At 70.3% G+C, this 19,596-nt stretch carries 21 protein-coding genes and 2 tRNA genes; 13 read left to right on the top strand and 10 right to left on the bottom strand.

Translation table 11 applies throughout. From position 1 onward, the window contains the following. Positions 1-4 precede the first annotated feature (4 nt). From CJ022_RS06530 to CJ022_RS06515, 4 genes are all read left to right on the top strand, one after another. Complete coding sequence (locus CJ022_RS06530) at positions 5-322, top strand: integration host factor subunit alpha (protein ID WP_101925855.1); 318 nt, start codon at positions 5-7, stop codon at positions 320-322. After that, positions 315-671, top strand: a complete 357-nt coding sequence (locus CJ022_RS06525) for a MerR family transcriptional regulator (RefSeq protein WP_096209477.1) — start codon at positions 315-317, stop codon at positions 669-671. Before CJ022_RS06530 ends, CJ022_RS06525 begins: the two co-directional genes overlap by 8 nt. Positions 672-720: 49 nt before the next feature. Further along, positions 721-797 (top strand) — tRNA-Pro (locus tag CJ022_RS06520). A 149-nt stretch (positions 798-946) separates the two neighbouring features. Next, the gene (locus tag CJ022_RS06515; RefSeq protein WP_101925854.1) at positions 947-1,999 is read left to right on the top strand and encodes a TraB/GumN family protein; all 1,053 of its coding nucleotides are present in this window, start codon (positions 947-949) and stop codon (positions 1,997-1,999) included. Positions 2,000-2,044: 45 nt separating this feature from the next. Here the strand turns inward: CJ022_RS06515 and dxs are convergent, their stop codons facing one another. The 5 genes from dxs to CJ022_RS06490 form a co-directional block, all read right to left on the bottom strand. Then, positions 2,045-3,961: a 1-deoxy-D-xylulose-5-phosphate synthase gene (gene dxs / locus CJ022_RS06510; RefSeq protein WP_101925853.1), complete on the bottom strand. Its 1,917-nt coding sequence runs from the start codon at positions 3,959-3,961 to the stop codon at positions 2,045-2,047. A gap of 61 nt (positions 3,962-4,022) precedes the next feature. Continuing rightward, positions 4,023-5,198: a hypothetical protein gene (locus tag CJ022_RS06505; protein WP_143703900.1), complete on the bottom strand. Its 1,176-nt coding sequence runs from the start codon at positions 5,196-5,198 to the stop codon at positions 4,023-4,025. Between the two features lie 121 nt (positions 5,199-5,319). After that, positions 5,320-5,982 (bottom strand): HNH endonuclease, encoded by a 663-nt coding sequence (locus CJ022_RS06500; protein WP_101925851.1) that lies wholly within the window; start codon positions 5,980-5,982, stop codon positions 5,320-5,322. Positions 5,983-6,142: 160 nt separating this feature from the next. Then, on the bottom strand, positions 6,143-7,933 hold the full coding sequence (locus CJ022_RS06495; RefSeq protein ID WP_101925850.1) for an acyl-CoA dehydrogenase C-terminal domain-containing protein: 1,791 nt from the start codon (positions 7,931-7,933) through the stop codon (positions 6,143-6,145). Positions 7,934-8,016: 83 nt separating this feature from the next. Further along, positions 8,017-8,490 (bottom strand): LEA/WHy family protein, encoded by a 474-nt coding sequence (locus tag CJ022_RS06490; RefSeq protein WP_101925849.1) that lies wholly within the window; start codon positions 8,488-8,490, stop codon positions 8,017-8,019. A gap of 246 nt (positions 8,491-8,736) precedes the next feature. On the opposite strand from CJ022_RS06490, the gene CJ022_RS06485 reads away from it, so the two are divergent. Continuing rightward, positions 8,737-8,812 (top strand) — tRNA-Phe (locus tag CJ022_RS06485). A gap of 326 nt (positions 8,813-9,138) precedes the next feature. Then, positions 9,139-9,594 (top strand): DUF6491 family protein, encoded by a 456-nt coding sequence (locus CJ022_RS06480; RefSeq protein ID WP_143703899.1) that lies wholly within the window; start codon positions 9,139-9,141, stop codon positions 9,592-9,594. On the opposite strand, the gene CJ022_RS06475 is transcribed toward CJ022_RS06480, so the two are convergent. The 4 genes from CJ022_RS06475 to ftsY are packed head-to-tail and all read right to left on the bottom strand — an operon-like array spanning position 9,570 to position 13,529. Continuing rightward, the gene (locus CJ022_RS06475) at positions 9,570-9,824 is read right to left on the bottom strand and encodes an oxidative damage protection protein (RefSeq protein ID WP_101925847.1); all 255 of its coding nucleotides are present in this window, start codon (positions 9,822-9,824) and stop codon (positions 9,570-9,572) included. The two genes, CJ022_RS06480 and CJ022_RS06475, sit on opposite strands and share 25 nt — an antisense overlap. Beyond that, the gene (gene mutY, locus CJ022_RS06470) at positions 9,821-10,930 is read right to left on the bottom strand and encodes an A/G-specific adenine glycosylase (protein WP_101925846.1); all 1,110 of its coding nucleotides are present in this window, start codon (positions 10,928-10,930) and stop codon (positions 9,821-9,823) included. The genes CJ022_RS06475 and mutY overlap by 4 nt, the downstream gene beginning before the upstream one ends. Further along, positions 10,927-12,216 (bottom strand): AsmA family protein, encoded by a 1,290-nt coding sequence (locus tag CJ022_RS06465; protein ID WP_101925845.1) that lies wholly within the window; start codon positions 12,214-12,216, stop codon positions 10,927-10,929. The genes mutY and CJ022_RS06465 overlap by 4 nt, the downstream gene beginning before the upstream one ends. Then, positions 12,213-13,529, bottom strand: a complete 1,317-nt coding sequence (gene ftsY / locus CJ022_RS06460; protein WP_101925844.1) for a signal recognition particle-docking protein FtsY — start codon at positions 13,527-13,529, stop codon at positions 12,213-12,215. The genes CJ022_RS06465 and ftsY overlap by 4 nt, the downstream gene beginning before the upstream one ends. Positions 13,530-13,610: 81 nt before the next feature. Between ftsY and rsmD the strand changes: the two genes are divergently transcribed. From rsmD to CJ022_RS06425, 7 genes are all read left to right on the top strand, one after another. Further along, entirely contained in the window at positions 13,611-14,171 is a 561-nt protein-coding gene (gene rsmD, locus CJ022_RS06455; RefSeq protein WP_101925843.1) for a 16S rRNA (guanine(966)-N(2))-methyltransferase RsmD, read from the top strand. Positions 14,172-14,247: 76 nt separating this feature from the next. Next, complete coding sequence (coaD, locus tag CJ022_RS06450) at positions 14,248-14,742, top strand: pantetheine-phosphate adenylyltransferase (protein ID WP_101925842.1); 495 nt, start codon at positions 14,248-14,250, stop codon at positions 14,740-14,742. A 38-nt stretch (positions 14,743-14,780) separates the two neighbouring features. Beyond that, positions 14,781-15,269: a hypothetical protein gene (locus CJ022_RS06445; RefSeq protein ID WP_101925841.1), complete on the top strand. Its 489-nt coding sequence runs from the start codon at positions 14,781-14,783 to the stop codon at positions 15,267-15,269. A gap of 148 nt (positions 15,270-15,417) precedes the next feature. Continuing rightward, the gene (locus CJ022_RS06440) at positions 15,418-15,672 is read left to right on the top strand and encodes a YfhL family 4Fe-4S dicluster ferredoxin (protein WP_101925840.1); all 255 of its coding nucleotides are present in this window, start codon (positions 15,418-15,420) and stop codon (positions 15,670-15,672) included. Next, complete coding sequence (locus CJ022_RS06435) at positions 15,669-17,336, top strand: gamma-glutamyltransferase family protein (protein WP_425490797.1); 1,668 nt, start codon at positions 15,669-15,671, stop codon at positions 17,334-17,336. Before CJ022_RS06440 ends, CJ022_RS06435 begins: the two co-directional genes overlap by 4 nt. Positions 17,337-17,460: 124 nt before the next feature. After that, positions 17,461-18,363 carry an MBL fold metallo-hydrolase gene (locus CJ022_RS06430; protein ID WP_101925839.1) on the top strand — a complete coding sequence of 301 codons (903 nt, stop codon included), beginning with the start codon at positions 17,461-17,463 and terminating at the stop codon, positions 18,361-18,363. After that, entirely contained in the window at positions 18,360-18,767 is a 408-nt protein-coding gene (locus tag CJ022_RS06425) for an MAPEG family protein (protein WP_158238369.1), read from the top strand. The genes CJ022_RS06430 and CJ022_RS06425 overlap by 4 nt, the downstream gene beginning before the upstream one ends. A 134-nt stretch (positions 18,768-18,901) precedes the next feature. Here CJ022_RS06425 and upp read toward each other — a convergent pair whose 3' ends face one another. Then, positions 18,902-19,534 carry a uracil phosphoribosyltransferase gene (upp, locus tag CJ022_RS06420; RefSeq protein WP_101925838.1) on the bottom strand — a complete coding sequence of 211 codons (633 nt, stop codon included), beginning with the start codon at positions 19,532-19,534 and terminating at the stop codon, positions 18,902-18,904. Positions 19,535-19,596 lie beyond the last annotated feature (62 nt).

The raw sequence follows: 19,596 nt of genomic DNA, 5'->3' as shown, positions 1-19,596 counted from the left end.
CAGGATGGCGTTGACCAAGGCGGACATGGCCGAGAAGCTCTACGAGGAAGTCGGTCTCAACAAGCGCGAAGCGAAGGAGTTCGTCGATGCCTTCTTCGACGTGCTTCGCGAGGCGCTGCAGAACGGCCGCCAGGTGAAGCTGTCGGGGTTCGGCAACTTCGATCTGCGCCGCAAGAACGAGCGTCCGGGCCGCAATCCGAAGACCGGCGAAGAGATTCCGATTTCCGCGCGCACGGTGGTGACGTTCCGCCCCGGCCAGAAACTGAAGGAACGCGTCGAGGCCTACACCGGCACCGGCCACGCCGGAGCGGTCCATGCTTGATCCGGGCAGCAACCGCGAACTGCCGCCGATCCCGGCGAAGCGCTACTTCACGATCGGCGAGGTCAGCGAGCTCTGCGACGTCAAGCCGCACGTGCTGCGCTACTGGGAGACCGAATTCCCGAGCCTCGAGCCGGTCAAGCGTCGCGGCAACCGGCGCTACTACCAGCGCCACGACGTGCTGATGGTGCGTCAGATCCGCGGCCTGCTGTACGAGCAGGGGTACACCATCGGCGGCGCGCGGCTGCGTCTCGAGGGCGAAGGCGCGAAGCAGGAATCCGCGCTCAGCAACCAGATCGTGCGCCAGGTGCGCATGGAGCTCGAAGACGTCCTGCAACTGCTCAAGCGTTGACCGGAACGCTAGGGGAATTCCCCGCCGACCGGTATAATTCCGATCTTTCCGGGGTATAGCGCAGCCTGGTAGCGCACTTGTCTGGGGGACAAGTGGTCGTCGGTTCAAATCCGGCTACCCCGACCACATCCTGAAGGCCCGCCACGTGCGGGCCTTCTTCGTTCCGGGACGCCGTTGCATGAACCGGGGCCGAGGACAGCGCCGCGTGCGTGACCTCCGGACGTTGCCGGACGCGCGGGCACTGGGTGTAATGACGCGTCGCAGGAGTGCAGGGAATGAGCATGGGTCGGAAATCACGCGGTCTGGCCGGCCTGCTGCTGGCATGCGCCATGGGATGCGCCGCCGCGCAGGCGCCGGCGCCTGAGACCGCGCTCGACGGCGGTATCGTCGCGACGATCCAGGCCGAGGACACCGACATCGTCGACATGGGCGTCGTCGTGGTGTCCGGCCGGCAGCCGGGCCCGGGCCTGTGGCGGGTCACGCGTGGCGAGCACACCCTGCACGTGCTGGGCGAGATCTCGCCACTGCCGCGCCGCATGGAGTGGATGTCGGGCGATGTCGAGGCGGTCGTCGCGCAGTCGCAGGCGATCCTCGCCTCGCCGTCGGTGTCGGTCGGCAGCGGCATCGGCCGGATCCGCGGGCTGATGCTGGTGCCGTCGCTACTGCGCGCGCGGCGGATTCCCGACGACAAGCGCCTGGCCGACGTGGTGCCTGCCGAGATGTACGCGCGCTGGCAGCCGCTGAAGGCGCGCTACATCGGCCGCAGCGACCGGGTCGAACGCTGGCGTCCGATCTTCGCGGCCCAGGAGCTCTACGGCGATGCGATCCAGCAGGCCGGGCTCAGCCAGGACAGCGTGGTCGAGCCGCTGGTGTCGCGACTCGCGCGCCGCCACGACATCCCGGTCATCGCGAGCAATGTCGAGATCAAGATCGATGATCCGAAGGCGCTGATCCGCGAGTTCGGCGACGGCCCGCTGGCGGATCTCGAGTGTTTCGAACGCACGCTCACGCGCATCGAGAACGACCTGCAGCGCATGGGCGAGCGTGCCAACGCCTGGGCCGGCGGTGACATCGCGGCCCTGCGCGCGTTGCCGATGCAGAGCCAGTTCGCCGCCTGCGTGCGCGTCTTGACCGGTTCCGGCATCGCGCAGCGGCTGGGCATCACCGATATCGATCGCCAGATCGAGGCGAAGTGGCTGGCATCGGCGGAAGACGCGCTCGCGACGCATCGATCGACGTTCGCGACCCTGCCGATGGCGCTGGTGCTCGCACCCGACGGCTACCTGGCGACACTCGCGGACCGCGGCTACACGGTCGAAGCGCCCTGAGGCGCGGACGCGCCGGCATCGCCGTCGGACGGGACGCGTCCTCGATCAGCTCGCCAGGCTGCGTGCCGGCGCCTGCGGCGTCGCGACCACCTGCGGCCAGCGCGCGCGCAATGCGGCGCGCAGGCCGGCATCGTCGAGTCCGGCTTCGGCCAGCAGGTCTTCGCGGCTGGCGTGATGCTGGAACGCGTCCGGCAGGCCGAGATGCAGCATCGGCAGGGTCACGCCTTCGGCATTGAGCAGCTCGGCGACACCCGAGCCGGCACCGCCGGCGACGACGTTGTCCTCGAGGGTCACGAAACCGTCGTGGGTCCCGGCCAGCGCCAGCAGCAGCGCGCGGTCCAGCGGCTTGACGAAGCGCATGTTGACGACCGTCAGGCCGAGTTCGGCGCCGACGCGTTCGGCCACCGGCACCAGCGCGCCGAAGGCGAGCAGGGCGAGCCGGTCGCCTTCGCGGCGCACCTCCGCCTCGCCGATCGGCAGCGGCTCGAGGTCGGTCTGCACGGCGACGCCGGGACCGGTACCGCGCGGATATCGCACCGCCGCCGGACCGTCGTGTCGGAAGCCGGTCGACAGCAGCTGCCGGCATTCGTTCTCGTCGGCGGGCGCCATGATCACCATGTTCGGCACGCAGCGCAGGAAGCTCAGGTCCAGGTTGCCCGCGTGCGTGGCGCCATCGGGGCCGACGACGCCACCGCGGTCGATCGCGAACAGCACGTCGAGCTTCTGCACCGCCACGTCGTGCACCAGCTGGTCGTAGCCGCGCTGCAGGAAGGTCGAGTAGATCGCGACGACCGGCTTCGCGCCTTCGCAGGCCATGCCGGCGGCGAGCGTGACAGCGTGCTGCTCGGCGATCGCGGTATCGAAATAGCGCTCGGGATATTCGCGGCTGAAGCGCACGAGGCCCGAGCCTTCGCGCATCGCGGGCGTGATGGCGAGCAGGCGATCGTCGGCCGCGGCCATGTCGCACAGCCAGTCGCCGAACACGTCGGTATAGGTCGGCTTCTTCACGCCGCCGGCCTTGGCGACGATGCCGAGCGTGGGATCGAACGGCGACACCGCGTGATAGCCGATCTGGTCGCCTTCGGCGAGTTCGTAGCCCTTGCCCTTGGTCGTGATGACGTGCAGCAACTGCGGGCCCTTCAGGGTCTTGAGCGTCTTCAGCGCGGCGACGAGCGCCTTGACGTCGTGGCCGTCGATCGGACCGGTGTAATGGAAGCCCATCTCCTCGAATAGAGTGGACGGCACGAACATGCCCTTCCAGTGCTCTTCCCAGCGGCGGACGAACTTCGCCGTCGGATTGTTCTTGTCGCCCAGCAGTTTCTTGCCGCCCTCGCGCAGCGCGTTGAGCGTGCGGTTGCCGGTCATGCGGCCGAGCATCTGGGTCAGGCCGCCGACGGCTTCGCTGATCGACATGCGGTTGTCGTTGAGGATCACCAGCATATCGGGCTCGGGGTCCATGCCGCCGGCGTGGTTCAGGGCCTCGTAGGCCATGCCGGCGGTCATCGCGCCGTCGCCGATGACCGCGACCACGCGACGTTCGTTGCCGGCCTGCGCGTTCGCGATCGCCATGCCCAGCGCGGCGGAGATCGAGGTCGACGAATGGCCGACACCGAAGGTGTCGTATTCGGATTCTTCGCGCTTCGGGAACGGCGCGACGCCGTCATTCTGCTTGACGGTGTGGATCTGGTCGCGGCGGCCGGTCAGGATCTTGTGCGGATACGTCTGGTGGCCGACGTCCCAGACGATGCGATCCTCCGGCGTGTCGTACAGATAGTGCAGCGCGGTGGTCAGCTCGATGACGCCGAGGCCGGCGCCGAAATGGCCCCCGCTCCTGCCGACGGATTCGATGAGGTAGGCGCGCAGTTCGTCGGCGATCGCACGCAGTTCGGACTCGTCGAACTGGCGGAGGTCGGACGGCACGCCGATGCGCGCGAGGCGCGGGTAGCGCGTGGAATCGATCATCCGGCCATTGTAAGGCTTGCCGCCGGGGGCCGTGTCATCGCGCGGTCATGCGCACCGCGTCTCAGCCGCGGCGCAGACGCGAGAAGAACCCGCCCTTTTTCGCCGTATCGAGGGGCTCCGCGGCGGGATCGGCCACGGGCTCGGCATGGCCTGTCGCCAGACTGGCGTTGACGAACCTGACCACTTCGTCGGCCGGCACGCCACTGGCGGCGATGACCTCGGCGATCGTCGCCGGGCCGCGCATCATCGCGGTCGCGATGCGGAAGTGACGCGGATACTCGCGCTCGGTCTGCGGCCACTTGTTCAGCGTGAAGCGCGTCGGCGAGTCCCCATTGACGAGGAGATCCGCGTCGTCGGCCAACAGGCCCGCCAGCCATTGCAGGCGCTGCTGCGGCTGCGGCGCGCCGGCGTCGGCGGTGTCGCGGGCCCAGGCGTCGTCGGCGACGGCTTCGAAATCCTCGCGCCGGACGCTTCCGCTGAAGTACTGGGTCAGCGGCTTCAGGGTCGTCGGGCCGAAATACTGCTGTGCGTCCGCATCCAGCCACAGGGTCGGGCCGGTGTCGCGCCGGTAGCGCAGTCGACCCTGCAGGGCACCGGGCACCAGCCAGTCGGCGAAGACCGGATCGCGATCGGGGGTGGGCGGCACCAGCGGCACCACGTGCACGGCAACGGGCGCTGCGATGTCGGGGGTGGCAGCGGCTGCCGGCGCCTCGTTCGTGTGTTCGACGTCCGGTGTCGGCGTCGCGTGCGATTCCGCGGGAACCGCAGCGGGCAGTGGCGAGACGGGCGCCGGGACCTCGACGACGGGCGCGGCGTCGGGCGGCTCGGGCTTCACTGGCGACGGTGCCGGTGCCGGCGCAGCAGCGTTCGAGTCCTGCGCGGTACCGGGAGTCTCGATCCGGGGCGCCGCCGGCGCGTCCGTGGCGCTGGCCAGCGTGGGATCGATCTCCTGCAGCAGCGCCGCGAGCGCGGCATCGTCGAAGGGGCGGCCGAGACGGTAATGGGTCTGCACGCGCGGCGCGGAGGTCAGGCCGATGATCTGCTTGCCGGCGGCGTGCAGGCGTAGCCAGCTCATCGGCCCGTACATGCTGTCCATGTCGACGATGACGTACTCGGCCTGGCCGTCGGGCAACAGCTCGCAGCGACCCCCGAGGCGGGCGTTGGCGGCGGTGAATGCCGCGCGCAGCGCGGTTTCCGTCGCGGAATCCATTCCGCTCAGGCTGATGGTCAGGGGCATGCAGGCTTACCGATGGACGCAGTGGCTGGAGTGTAGCGAGCAGCGGCCACGATGTGCGCGGTGCGTCCGGGATGTCGCCGTGTCGCAGGCCGGGACGTGACGCAGTCCCGACGCCGTGCGGTCAGCGCCGGCGCTTGGGCAGGTGATGGGTGAGGAACGCCATCTGGTCGGCGAGGATGTTGCGGTTGCTCAAGATCAGATGCTCGATCCAGCTCGGCCGGAACGGCACGGCGAGCAGCGGCATCGACGCCTGCTGCGGCGTGCGCCCGCCCTTGCGCGAGTTGCACTGGAAACACGCCGAGACCACGTTCTCCCAGATGTCGAGCCCACCCTTCGACAGCGGATCGACGTGGTCGCGAGTCAGCAATTGCCGGCTGCAGCTGCGGCCGCAATACAGGCACAGGTGCCGGTCGCGTGCGAACAGCGCGACGTTGGTCAGCGCCGGCGTCGGGTCGCCGGCCGTCGGACGTACATGGCTGCGGCCGGCGATGATCGGGTGCAGTTCCATGCGGCTCTGCACGCCGGTATCGCGGCAGGTGCCGCCGTGCAGTTCGATGCAGGGATCGCCGAGCGTCCACGCGACGGCGCCGCGCGCGTAGAGGCAGGCCGCGTCCTGCCAGCTGATCCAGTTGAGCGCGCGGCCATGTGCGTCGAGGGCGAGCAGGCGCACGCCATCGCGGCCGGGACGGCCGTTGCGTGCGGAAACGATCGGGGAAAAGTCGGAGTCCGAAGCCGTTGCGGCGCCGGTGGGGGTCAGGCGTGCGATCGCGCTGTAGGCCTCCATTGGAGACCGAGCATATACCCATTCGATGACGGTTTGCGCAAGCGCTGCGCGGCCGTCTGCAGGTCGATGGAACGCGGGAATCGATGGCGTTCGGATGGCCCCCGTCAGCGATGCGCGACGTGCCGGAACACGTCGCGACGCAGGGCCCGCGTGGGGCAGGTCAGCTGTCGAGCGACTCGTCGGCGATGCCCAGCAGCGAGGCCGGGCCGCTCGCGATCGCCGCGGCGTGGCCCAGGGTGCGCGGCAGCAGGCGCGCGAAGTAGAAGCGTGCGGTCTCGCGCTTGCCGGCCTTGAAGAACGCCGAGTGCGAGGACGCATCCGCCACTGCGACGCTGCGCGCCCACCAGTAGGCGAGGGCGACATAGCCGGAGTAGAACAGGTAGTCGTGCGCGGCCGCGCCGATTTCTTCGGGATCGACCGCGGCGCGCGTGGCGATGGCGCGGGTGAGCTGCTGCCACTCGCCGGCCTTTTCGCGCAGCGGGCCGATGAACTCGGCGAGTTCCGGATTGCCTGCGTGTTCCTCGCAGAACGTGCCGATCATGCCCAGGAATACCCGCAGGCCGGCGCCCTGCAGCTGCATGGTCTTGCGGCCCATCAGGTCGAGCGCCTGGATGCCGGTCGTGCCTTCGTACAGGGTGGTGATGCGGGCATCGCGTGCCAGCTGTTCCATGCCGTGTTCGGCGATGTAACCGTGGCCGCCGAAGCACTGCAGCGCGTGGTAGGTGCACTCGTTGCCCCATTCGGTGAGGCAGCCCTTGACGATCGGCGTCAGGAAGCCGAGAAGGTCGTCGGCCTGCTTGCGGGCCGTCTCGTCGGCGCCATGTTCGGCGCTGTCGACGAGCAGACCGGCGTGGTAGGCGAGCAGCCGGCCGCCCTCGGTGAGTGCCTTGCAGGTCAGCAGCATGCGGCGCACGTCGGGCTGCACGAGGATCGGGTCGGCCGGCTTGGCCGGCAGCTTGGCACCCGACAGCGCCCGCGACTGCAGGCGCTCGCGCGCATAGCGCAGCGCGTTCTCGTACGCGCGCGTGGCGAGGCCCAGCCCCTGCACCCCGACACCCAGGCGCGCGGTGTTCATCATCGTAAACATCGCCATCAGGCCCTTGTGCGGATGGCCGATCAGATAGCCCTCGGCGCCGTCGAAGTTCATCACGCAGGTCGCCGAGCCGTGGATGCCCATCTTGTGTTCGACCGCGCCGCAGCGCACCGCGTTGCGTTCGCCGACGGTGCCGTCGCGTGCCACCCGCACCTTGGGCACGATGAACAGCGAGATGCCCTTGCTGCCGGCCGGTGCGTCCGGCAGGCGCGCCAGCACCAGATGGATGATGTTGTCGGTCAGGTCGTGCTCGCCGGCAGTGATGAAGATCTTGGTGCCGGTGATGGCGTAGGTGCCGTCGTCGGACGGCTCGGCGCGGGTCTTCAGCAGGCCCAGGTCCGTGCCGCACTGCGGTTCGGTCAGGCACATCGTGCCGGTCCAGGTGCCGGCGATCAGCGGCTTGAGGAAGACCTCCTTCTGCCAGTCCTCGCCGTGGTGGTGCAACGCATTGACCGCGCCGTGCGAGAGCAGCGGAAAGTTGCTCCACGCGAGGTTCGCCGCGTCGATCATTTCCTCCAGGCAGATGCCCACGCCGTGCGGCATGTTCATGCCGCCGAACTCCAGAGGCGCGCTGATGCCGCTCCAGCCACCATCGACGAACTGGTCGTAGGCCGCCTTGAAGCCGTCCGGCGTCGTGACGTTGCCGGTGGCCTTGTCGAAGCGCACGCCCTGCTCGTCGCCGGTGCGGTTCAGCGGCGCGAGCACGGTCTCGCACAGGCGCGCGCATTCGTCGAGGACGGCGTCGACGGTCTCGCGGTTGGCGTCGTCGAAGCCGAGTCCGGCGAACAGGGTTTCGACCTGGAGCACGTCGTGCAGGGCGAAACGGATATCGGTCAGGGGGGCGGTATAGCGGCTCATGGTGTTGGCTGGCATCTCGTTCGGGAGTGGCCGCGGTGGGCGGCGGAGGACGCGTCGTGTCGTAAGCGGGGGCTGGCGCCCGATCAGCGCATCACGCCCGGCAGGCCGGGCACGGGATTGAGGCTGCTCTCGCGGCGGATCGGATAGTCGCGCGCATTGCCGCGGTCTTCCGGCGCGACGCGCAAGGTGCCGTCGAGGCGATAGCCGAGTGCGCGGTTCGCGGCCAGGGTATCGGCGATGCGCGCACGTGCCTGCGCGTCGGGGACGAGGGCGACCGTGACGATGTCGGCCGACTCCGGCCCGATGGTCAGGCCGGTCGCCTGCGACAGGGTGCCGGCCTCGTCGCCGCCGACCGCGAGCGTCAGCTGCAGCGACTCGAAACGCATCGGGATGCTGCTGTAGTTCTGCAGGCGCAGGTCCACCGACCAGTTGCCGTCGGTGCCGACGGTCAACTGCTGCACGCTCGCCGTCGGTTCGGAGACGCGACGGGTGCCGGTCGCACATGCGGTCATCAGCACGGCCAGGCCGACGACGGCCAGCAGCTTCCAGGTCTTCATCGCGACTCTCCAGCGGATTGGGCGTCCGATGTTAACGCGAGCACCCGGGCATGCGCCCTGCGACACGCACGCGCGGGTCTTCCGACGGGCGATGCGTGCGCGCACCGCCGTAGCGCTGCAGGCCACCGAGGGCCCCGGCGCACCACGGCGTCGGCGGGATGGCATCGCCACGGCACTCCTGCCGACGTCCGCTCGCAAAGGTGTTGCCGTGGCGAACGTCGCCCCGTATCATGCGCCTCCCGCAGTGGCCGGGTAGCTCAGTTGGTAGAGCAGGGGATTGAAAATCCCCGTGTCGGCGGTTCGATTCCGTCCCCGGCCACCATTGCGGAACGAAAAGCCTGCTGCGAAGCGGGTTTTTTTGTGCCCGGCGTCCGGGCGCAGGAGGTTTCCTGCTGCGGCTGCGTGACGTTCCGGGCGCGTGAGATCGCGCGCATCGAGGTTCCCATGCTTCTCGCCAGGGCGCGTTCGCGCGTTCCGGTTGCCGCATGGATCCTGCAGTCTGCCGGCAGCCTCCGACGCCGTGCCGGAAGCGGCGCACGCCGCGGGTCGCGCGGGGCCCGATACGGGCGCATCATCGGACGTCTCCCGATCACCGCGTCCACGCAGGAGCCGCCCGTGCCCATGCCTGTCCCTCTGCCGTCCGTGTCCGTGTCCGCGTCCCGACACGCACGCTCCCTCGTCGTCGCGCTGCTCGCGGGCTGCGTCAGCGGCGGCCTGCGAGGCGATGCGAAATACGCGATCTACGCGGCGAATGCCGGCGCACCGGTCAACAGCTTCCACTACAACGGCAGCATCAACGGCTGGACGTCGCTCGGCGATGCGGCGATCGCGGTCTGGACGCGGCCCAGCGAAGCCTGGCTGCTGGATCTGTCCGGTCCCTGCCAGAACCTGCCGTACGCGACGACGATCGGCGTCACCAGCACGACGAACCGGGTCAGTGCGCGCTTCGACAAGGTGCTGGTCGGCCATCGCGGACCGGGCGTGCAGATTCCCTGCCACATCCAGCAGATCCGGGCGCTCGACGTGAAGGCGGTGCGCGAAGCCGAGCGCACCGCGCGCGATGCGCTCGGCGAGCCGGATCAGGCGTCCGCGACGGGCACGTAACCGGCCGGACGCTCGGTGCCGCCTTCGAACAGGAACTTGCGCATCTCGGTTTCGAGGAAGGCGCGGTGCTTGGGATCGAGCGGCGACAGCCGGTTCTCGTTGATCAGCATGGTCTGGTGGGCGAGCCAGGCGGCCCACGCGGTCTTGCCGATCTCGGCATACAGGCGCTTGCCGAGCTCGCCGGGCCACGGCGCGAAATCCAGGCCAGAAGACGGTACGGGGCATGTCAGGTGTCCTGTTCGCCGGCGCGCAGGGATTGCAGCAGCGTCCGGATCGGTGCGGGAATGCCGAGCGACGCGAGTTCATCGCGCGCGACCCAGCGCAGGGTGGGGGCCGTGTCCAGGCCAGCGTCGCCATTGTCGCGCACGCCGTTGCGCGGGGCGAGGCCACGCCAGTGCAGCGGATGTAACTGCAGCCGGTAATGGCTGAAGCCGTGCTGGATGGTGTCGAGTCTCGACGGCGAATCCAGATCGACATCATCGACGAGGCCGGGCTGGTGCAGGCGTAGCCAGTCCAGCGCGGCGTCGTGGGTTTCGGCCTGCGGCAGCGACCACAAGGACGCCCAGATGCCGCTGGCCGGGCGCCGCAGCAGCAGGACGCGGCCGCCGCGGTCTTCGAGGAGCAGCACCGTCGCCTCGCGCTCGGGCAGCACCCGGCTCGGCTTCGGCGACGGCAGCTCGCCGACCCGGCCCTGCGCGAAGGCGGCGCAGTCGGTGTTGACCGGGCACAGCAGGCATGCCGGATCGAAACGCGTGCACAGCGTCGCGCCGAAATCCATCTGCGCCTGGGTGTAGTCGGCCATGCGGTCGTCGGGCAGCAGCGTGTCGGCGATCGCCCACAACTGCCTCTCGACCTTGGGCAGGGCTGGCCAGCCGTCGACGACATGGCGGCGCGCGAGCACGCGCTTGACGTTGCCGTCGAGGATCGGGAACCGGTCGCCCCAGGCCTGCGAGAGGATCGCGCCGGCGGTGCTGCGGCCGATGCCCGGCAAGGCCAGCAGTGCTTCGAAATCGCGTGGCAGGTCGCCGTCGTGCAGGTCGACGCAGCGACGCGCGGCGGCGTGCAGGTTGCGGGCGCGCGCGTAGTAACCGAGGCCCGACCACAGCGCGAGCACGTCGTCGTCGGGCGCGTTGGCCAGGGCGCGGACATCCGGCAGCGCCGCGACGAAGCGTTCGAAGTAGGGAATGACGACGCGGACCTGGGTCTGCTGCAGCATGATTTCCGACAGCCACACGCGGTAGGGCGTGCGCGGGTGCTGCCAGGGCAGATCGTGGCGGCCGTGCACGTCGAACCACGCCAGCAGGCGGGACGCGTACGTGGGCGCCGGCGTGCTCATGGCCGGGTCGCGGGCGCGTCGCCGCTGCCGTCGTCGAATTCGATCTGCACGCCATCGAGCTGCGCGCCGGAGATGTCGATCCGGTCCGCGCGCAGGCTGCCGCGCATCGCCGGCAACGGCGCGCCGGTCGCGCCGGCATCGAGCCACGCGACGATGTCGGCGATGCGCGCGCTGCCATCGAAGGTGGCGCCGGGAGGCGCGACGCGCAGGCCGATCGGCGCATCGAGCGCCGTCGGTCCGCGATAACGCAGCGCGAAGGGCACCGGCGCGTCGCTGTCGCCGATCGGTGGCGGCAGGAGGGGCCAGGCCTCGGGCCAGCGTGCCAGCGCACCGTCGAGCGAGAGGTCGAACATCCTGCCGAGCGCGACCCGGCCGCCGGCGGAGAACGTCGGAACCAGCCCGTCGGCGCGGGTCGCGATGCCGACCGGCGCGAAGCGCACGCGGTTGCTCTCGACCGCGAGGGTGCCGTGCAGGCCGAGCGCGAACGGCAGGTCGATGTCGCCATCGCGCCAGCGCGCATCCATCGCGACCCGCAGCGGCGACAGGCGCAGGCCGGCCGTCGCCTCGACGCGCGTGGCGCTGGCCTCGAGCGTGGTCGACAGCACCGCGTCGTCCTGTTCGACCGAGACCGTGCCGACCGCCGTCAGCTCGCGCGCATCGACGACGCGATCGGCGGTCGCGTGCAGTCGGAACGGGGCCTGCAGCGCGCCGCTGACGAAGGTGCCGCCGAGGCGCGCGTCGAGCGGCCGCGCGGCGTACAGCGACGGCACGTCGATCGCGAGACCGTCGATGCGCCAGCCGTCCGCCAGCAGGCTGCCGCGGACGATCCGCGCACCGTCGGTGAAGGCCGGCACCTTGCCGTCGCCCGGCGGGCGCGCGTCCAGCCAGCGCAACAGGGTCGGCAGGTGCAACTGCGGCGCATCGAGTTCGACGCGTGCGATTTCCAGCTCGGCGCCGCGGCTGCGGATGGTCTTCCACGGCAACGACAGCAACACGCGTTCGGCCTGCAGCAGAGGCTGGACGTCGCCGGGAATGCGCGCGACGACATCGCGAACCACCAGCTGCGGCGTGCCGCGCAGGCGATAGTCGACCTCGCCTTCGAAGTCGATCTGCAGGCCGAGTGTGGGTTCGAGTTGCGCGAGCACCAGGCGCAGGGCGCGCTCGGGCGGCAGCAGCAGACGGACCAGCAGCGCCAGCGCGACCAGGCCGATCAGTGCGAACAGCAGCAGGCGCAGCCCGCGCCGGGGCGGCGGCGCCGGGTCGGGCGCCGGGTCCGCCGCGTTCACGTTCCCAGCGTCTCCGGCAGCATCGCGTCGACGAAGGCTTCGGCGTCGAACACGCGCAGGTCTTCCGGACGCTCGCCGATGCCCGCGTAGCGGATCGGAATGCCGAACTCGCGCGCGAGTGCGAACACCACGCCGCCCTTGGCCGTGCCGTCGAGCTTGGTCACGACCAGGCCGGTGACGCGCACTGCGGCGTTGAACTGGCGCAGCTGCGACAGCGCGTTCTGGCCGGTGGTGCCGTCGATGACCATCAGCACCTCGTGCGGCGCGCTCGCGTCGATCTTGCCGAGCACGCGGCGGATCTTGCCGAGCTCGGCCATCAGGCCCTGCTGGGTGTGCAGGCGGCCGGCGGTGTCGGCGATGAGCACGTCGGTGCCGCGCGATCTGGCGGCCTGCAACGCATCGAAGGCGACCGAGGCCGGATCCGCGTCCTGGCCCTGCGCGATCACCGGCACGCCGTTGCGCTCGCCCCAGGCCTTGAGCTGGGCGACCGCAGCCGCGCGGAAGGTGTCGCCGGCGGCCAGCATCAGCTGGTGGCCTTCGTCCTTGTAGCGCTTGGCGAGCTTGCCGATCGTCGTGGTCTTGCCGACGCCGTTGACGCCGACCGTCAGGATCACGAACGGCCGCGCGCCGCGGTCGATGACCAGCGGCTTGGAAACCGGTTCCAGGATGCCGATCAGCTCCGCGCGCAGCGCCTGCAGCAGGGCGTTGGCATCGACGAAGGCGCGCGCCTTCATGCGCTTGCGCAGCGATTCGACCAGCTCGGTGCTGGCGGCGACGCCGACGTCGGCGGTCAGCAGCGCGGTCTCGATCTCGTCGAGGAGATCGTCGTCGAGCTTGGGATTGCTGGAGAACAGGCCGCCGAAGCTGCGCGCGAAGGTGCTGCCGCCCAGGCGTTCGCGCCAGCCCGACTTGCCGGGCGCGGCGGCGGGCAGGGTGCTCGCGAACACGTAGTCGGCCAGGGCCGCGGCGGGATCGACGAAGGCGGGCGGTGCAGCCTGCGCGGGGCTCGCGACCGGCGCGTCCGTGCCGGCAGTCGGCGCGGCGGATGCCGGCGTGGGCTCGATCCTTGACGGCGCCGCGTCACCGTGCCGGCCGTCGGCATCGCGTGCAGGACTCGCGGGCGCGTCCGGATCGGCGATGGGCGCATCACCGGCGGCATCGACAGGCAGGGCCGGGGGCGGAACGGCGGGAGCGGGCGCAGGGGCCGGGGCGGGCGCGACGGGGGCGCCGAACGCGGCGGCGATTTCCTCGTCGCTGAGACGGCGGCGGCCACTGTCGGATTGGGGGGTGTCGCGCTTGAACCAGCTGACCATGCGGCCGTCGGAGCCTGGATGGGGGAGAATGGCGCGCATGGTATCACCCGCATTTTCAACGCCCCGTGCAGCGGGGCGACGATGAAACCCGCTCCCGGCAAGGTCCGCATCATCGGCGGACAGTGGCGCGGCACGCGGCTGGACGTGCCCGAGGTCCGTGGCCTGCGGCCGACGTCCGACCGGGCCCGCGAGACGCTGTTCAACTGGCTGCAGCCGATGCTGCCGGGCGCACGCGTGCTCGATCTGTTCGCCGGCACCGGCGCGCTCGGACTCGAAGCCGTCTCGCGCGGCGCGGCCCATGCGCTGCTGGTCGAGCGCGATCCGGTGCTCGCGACCGCGCTCGCGGCGACCGCGTCGCGCCTGCCCGGCGGGGCGGCGGTCGAGGTGCGTCGCGCCGATGCCCTGCAGGTGCTGGCCACCGCACCATCCGCGCCCTTCGATCTCGCGTTCGTCGATCCGCCGTTCGACGACGGCCTGTGGCCGGCCGTGCTGGCGGCGCTGCCCCGGGCGCTGGCCGCCGACGCCTGGCTGTACGTGGAGTCGCGTGCCGGACAGCCCGCGCTGCCTGGGCCGGACTGGCAGCCGCACCGGGAACTGTGCATGCGCGAGAGCCACAACGCGCTCTACCGCCGCGTCGGCTGATCCGTCTGGTGCGCCCGTCGGCGCTGGTACACTCCCGTCTCCCGCGCCAGACACGCCCCGGACAGCGAACGCCAGCATGAGTGCGAGCCGCCACCGCATCGCGGTCTATCCCGGCACCTTCGATCCGATCACCAACGGTCACGTCGACCTGGTGGATCGCGCGGCGCCGCTGTTCGAGAAGCTGATCATCGGGATCGCCGAGAGTCCGGCCAAGAAGCCCGCGATGACCCTGGCCGAGCGTGTCGAACTCGCGCGCGAGGCCCTGGCGCACCACGACAACATCGAGGTCATCGGCTTCGACTCGCTGCTCGCGCGCTTCGTCCACCAGGTCGGCGCCGGCGTGCTGCTGCGTGGCCTGCGCGCGGTGTCGGACTTCGAGTACGAGTTCCAGCTGGCCAGCATGAACCGGCATCTGATTCCCGATGTCGAGACGCTGTTCCTCACCCCGGCCGAGCAGTACGGCTTCATCTCCTCCACGCTGGTGCGCGAGATCTCGCGCCTCGGCGGCGACGTGTCGGGCTTCGTGCCTGCCGCGGTCGATCGCGCACTGCGCAAACAGACGCAACGCTGACGTTGCACACACCAAAACGAAATGAAGAGGGAAACGCCATGAAGTCCATCACCCGCGCGCTGCTGATCGCCTGCCTCGCCCTGCCGATCGTCGCCTGCAACAAGGAAGAGCCGCAGGTCGTCGAAGCGGCGCCGGTCGCCGTGCCGCAGACCGCGGACCGCACCGCGTGGCGCGATTACCTGCAGGACCTGGTGCCGCGCCACATGGAAGGCATCAACAACACGCCCTTCATCTATCTCGTGCCGCCGCCGGCGGGTACCGAGGTCGACGGCGAGTACGACCGCCTGCTCGAGAAGGCGCAGAGCGACGTCGCGCGCGGCATCGTCCGCGGCAACCTGCTGACCTACGCCGGTGCCGACTCGGCCCGCACCGCCGATCTCGTGGTCTCGTCGTTCGAGGGCGTCGCCCCGAATACGATGAACGGCGTGCGCGTGATCTTCGTCGGCGCCGCGGCCGACAACGACCGCGTCAAGGCCGCGGTGACGCCGGCCGGTGTCGAGTACGTGTTCGTCGATACCGCCCGGTAATCCGCCACGGCCCGCCGGGCCGTCGCCGCTGCATCCGCCGCCACCGCGCCCCGTGCCCGGTGGCGGCGTCGTTTCCGGACGCGGTGGATGGCGTACGCGGTTCCACGCATGGAACGCCGCCGCGAGGGGCAAGCCTTACAATGTGCGCATGTCCCTGAAGATCAACGCGCTCTGCGTCAACTGCGACGTCTGCGAGCCGGCATGCCCGAACCAGGCGATCTCGCAGGGCGAGGACATCTACGTCATCGACCCCGCGCGCTGCACCGAGTGCGTCGGCCATTTCGACGAGCCGCAGTGCGTCGTCGTCTGTCCGGTCGAATGCATCGACCCCGATCCCGACATCCCCGAAACCCATGAGCAGCTGCTGGCCAAGCTGTTCCGACTCCAGCAGGAATCGCCATGACGATGATGCGCGCCGCGTCGACCACCGCTTCGGCCCTGCTGCTCGGTCTGCTGCTGGTGGTCGCGCCTTCGTGCGCGCGCGAGACCCGGCCCGACATCGCGCCCGTGCCGGTTGCCGCCGTGCAGGCGACGCCGCCGGGCAACGCCGTCGCCTCGGCGCATGCGCTGGCGACCGAAGCCGGCCTGCAGGTCATGCGCGAGGGCGGCAACGCCTTCGACGCGGCGGTCGCGAGCCGCGCCGGTGCAGCTGCGCAATGCCGCCGTCGCCATCGCGGCGCTGCGGGCACTGGACGGTCGGATCGCTACCGCAAGTCCGACGGCAGCTTCGATCGCGACCGCGCCGAGAACGGGCCGTGGTCGGCCGGTATTCCCGGTCTGCCGGCCGCGTTCGTGCACATCGCCGAGACCTACGGCGCGCTGCCGCTGTCGAAGTCGCTGGCCCCTGCGATCCGCATCGCCGAAGAGGGCTTCCCGGTCTATGCGCGTTTCGCGCGCGGCTACCAGTCGCGTCGCGCGGTGATGGAGCGTTATCCCGGTACGCGCGCGGTGTTCCTCGCCGGAGGGCGCGCGCCGCAGGAAGGCGACGTGTTCCGCCAGCCCGATCTCGCGCGCACGCTCCGCCTGCTAGCCGAGCGTGGTTTCGACGGGTTCTACGGTGGCGAGACGGGTGCGAAGCTCGTTGCCGGCGCGGCATACGAAGTCGTCGAGCGCGAGCCGATCCGCTTCCGCTATCACGACTGGGACGTGGTCACCGCACCGCCGCCGTCGTCGGGCGGTATCGCGATGGCGCAGATGCTGCAGATCCTCGAGCCCTACGAACTGCCGTCGCTCGACGCCGCCGCGCGCACCCATCTGGTGGTCGAGTCGATGCGCCGCGCATTCCGCGACCGCACGTTCTATCTGGGCGATCCGGACTTCGTCGCGGTGCCGCAGCGCATCCTGACCAGCCCCGACTACGCCGCCGGCCTGCGCGCGACCATCCACCCGGACAGGGCCACGCCGAGCGACCTGCTGTCGGGCGCGCAGACGCCGCTGGAAGACGACGAGACCACGCACTTCTCGATCGTCGACGCCGCCGGCAACCGCGCCGCGGTCACGCAGACGGTCAACCTGTTGTTCGGCTCGGGCCTGGTCGCGCCCGGCACCGGCGTGCTGCTCAACAACGAGATGGACGACTTCGCGCTGCAGCCCGGCGTGCCGAACGCGTTCGGCGTCATGGGCTTCGATGCGAACGCGCCCAAGCCCGGCAAGCGTCCGTTGAGCTCGATGACGCCGACCTTCCTCGTCTCCGACGATCGCGTCGCCGTGCTCGGCACGCCGGGCGGCAGCCGCATCATCACGATGGTGCTGCTGGGCATCCTCGGCTTCGATGCCGGCCTCGACGCGCAGGGCGTCGCCGCGCTGCCGCGCTACCACCACCAGTGGATGCCCGACGTGGTGTCGGCGGAATCGGATGCGTTCAGCGCCGACACCGCGGCGGCGTTGCGCGCGATGGGCCACACCGTCGATCTGCCGGGCGATCGCGCCGCGGGCGGGCGCGGCTCGAGCCATGTCTGGGGCAACCTGCAGACGATCGAGTGGAACCGCGCGGCCGGCACGCTGACCGGTGGCAGCGATCCGCGCAACCCGACCGGCGCGGCGAAGGTGGACCTGCGCACGCCGTAGCCACCGTACTGCTTGCGTCTTCGCCGGCGCCGCTTGGCTGCATCGCGTGCGTGCTGCAACGCGACGATGCGCCGGACGGGCTTCGTTCCTACAATGGGCCTGCACCGGCGCCCCGGGAGGGCCTATGAAACTGTGGTCGATCCAGGGCAACGCGCAGAAGCTCGACGGCGGTTCGATGTTCGGCAATGCGCCGCGCGCGATGTGGACGCAATGGGCCGAGCCCGACGAGCGCAACCGCATCCCGCTGGCGACGCGCGCGCTGCTGGCCTCGCCCCTGAACGGCAAGACCGTGCTGTTCGAAACCGGCATCGGCGCGTTCTTCGATCCGGCGATGCGCGACCGCTACGGCGTGCAGGAAGACCGCCACGTACTGCTGGAGTCGCTGCGCGAGGCCGGCTTCGACCATGCCGACATCGACGTCGTCGTGCTGAGCCATCTGCATTTCGACCACGCCGGCGGCCTGCTGGCGCCCTGGGCCGAGGGGCGTGCGCCCGAGCTGCTGTTTCCCAACGCGACCTTCGTGCTCAGCACGGCGCACTGGCTGCGCGCGCGCCGCCCGCATGCGCGCGACCGGGCCAGCTTCATTCCCGGACTGCCGGACCTGCTGGAAGCCACCGGGCGGCTGGAGTTCGTCGAAGGCGACCGCACGCCATCGCTCGGCGACGCGGTGCGCTTCCATTACAGCGACGGCCACACGCCGGGCATGATGCTGGCCGAACTGGTCGGTCCGGATCTGCGCGACGCCGCGCCACACGGCGGCGTGGTGTTCTGCGCCGATCTGGTGCCGGGCGTGCCCTGGGTGCACGTGCCGATCACGATGGGCTTCGACCGCTATCCCGAGCTGATCATCGACGAGAAGCAGGCCTTTCTCGCCGACAAGGCCGCGCGCGGGGTCCATCTGTTCTTCACCCACGATCCCGACGTCGCGCTCGCCCAGGTGGCGCAGGACGACAAGGGCCGCTTTACCGCCATCCACCCCACCGCATCGCTGGCCGCGCGCCCGCTGCGCGCCGAGGACGTCCTGTGACCCCACGCATCTCGCTGTTGATCGCATCGCTGCACGTCCTGCTGTATCTGGCGCTGACCGCGCGCGTGGTCCTGCACCGCAACGTCAAGAAGATCGGCGTCGGCACCGGCGGCGACGAAACGCTGACGCGCAAGGTGCGCGTGCACGGCAACTTCAGCGAGTACGTGCCGCTGTCGCTGCTCATGCTGGCGATGCTGGAACTGGCCACGACCAGCACCACGCTGCTGTGGACGTGCGGCATCGCGCTGCTGGTCGCGCGCGTGCTGCATGCGATCGGCCTCGGCGGGTCGGCCGGCTATTCGTTCGGCCGCGCGACCGGCGCGCTGCTGACGTTCGCCGTGATGCTGGTCATGGCCGCGATCGGCATCGGACGGTTCATCGCCGGCGCGATGATCACGGCCTGAGATAGGCGCGGGTACCGCGCGTCCGCGTGTTGCCCGGTTGCATCGCGCAAGCGCGCGCGCCTGCGGTTTCTTCTCGACTGGCGCCGGTGCATGTCGCCGCGCGCATCGCGCGGACGTAGGTCGGTGGCGCGCGCTCAATCCACCCGCGTGCCGAAGATCTTGTCGCCGGCATCGCCGAGGCCGGGCAGGATGTAGCCCTTCTCGTTGAGGCGGTCGTCGATCGAGGCGGTGTAGACCTCGACGTCCGGGTGCACGGCTTCGAGCGCACGCAGGCCTTCGGGCGCGGCGACCAGGAACAGGCCCTTGATCCGGCTCGCGCCCGCGGCCTTGAGCATCGCGACCGTCGCGATCAGGGTGCCGCCGGTGGCCAGCATCGGATCGAGGATCAGCGCGGTGCGGTCGGCCATGTCGCCGACGAGGTTCTCGTAGTAGGGCACGGCCTCGAGCGAATCCTCGTCGCGCCTGATGCCGACCACGCTGACCTTGGCCGCGGGAATCAGGTCGAGCACGCCCGGCAGCATGCCGATGCCGGCGCGCAGGATCGGCACCAGGGTGATCTTGCGGCCCTTGATGCGGCGCACCTGCACGGGGCCGGCCCAGCCGTCGGCGGTGGCGTCCTCGGTTTCCAGATCCGCCGTCGCCTCGTAGGTCAGCAGCGTCGCGACCTCGGCCGACAGTTCGCGGAAGGTCTTGGTGCTGTTGTCGGCGCGGCGCATCAGGCCGAGCTTGTGCTGCACCAGCGGATGACGGACTTCGACGATCTTCATGGCGGTGCCGGGCGGGAAACGTGGCAGGGAGTCTGCCTCAAACCCGATCGGCCCACAAAGAA

The sequence above is a fragment of the Luteimonas rhizosphaerae genome, from assembly GCF_002849595.1.
Classification (GTDB): domain Bacteria; phylum Pseudomonadota; class Gammaproteobacteria; order Xanthomonadales; family Xanthomonadaceae; genus Luteimonas; species Luteimonas cellulosilyticus.
The sequence above is the reverse complement of the archived record's forward strand: the minus strand, read 5'-3'. Positions and strand labels throughout refer to the sequence as shown.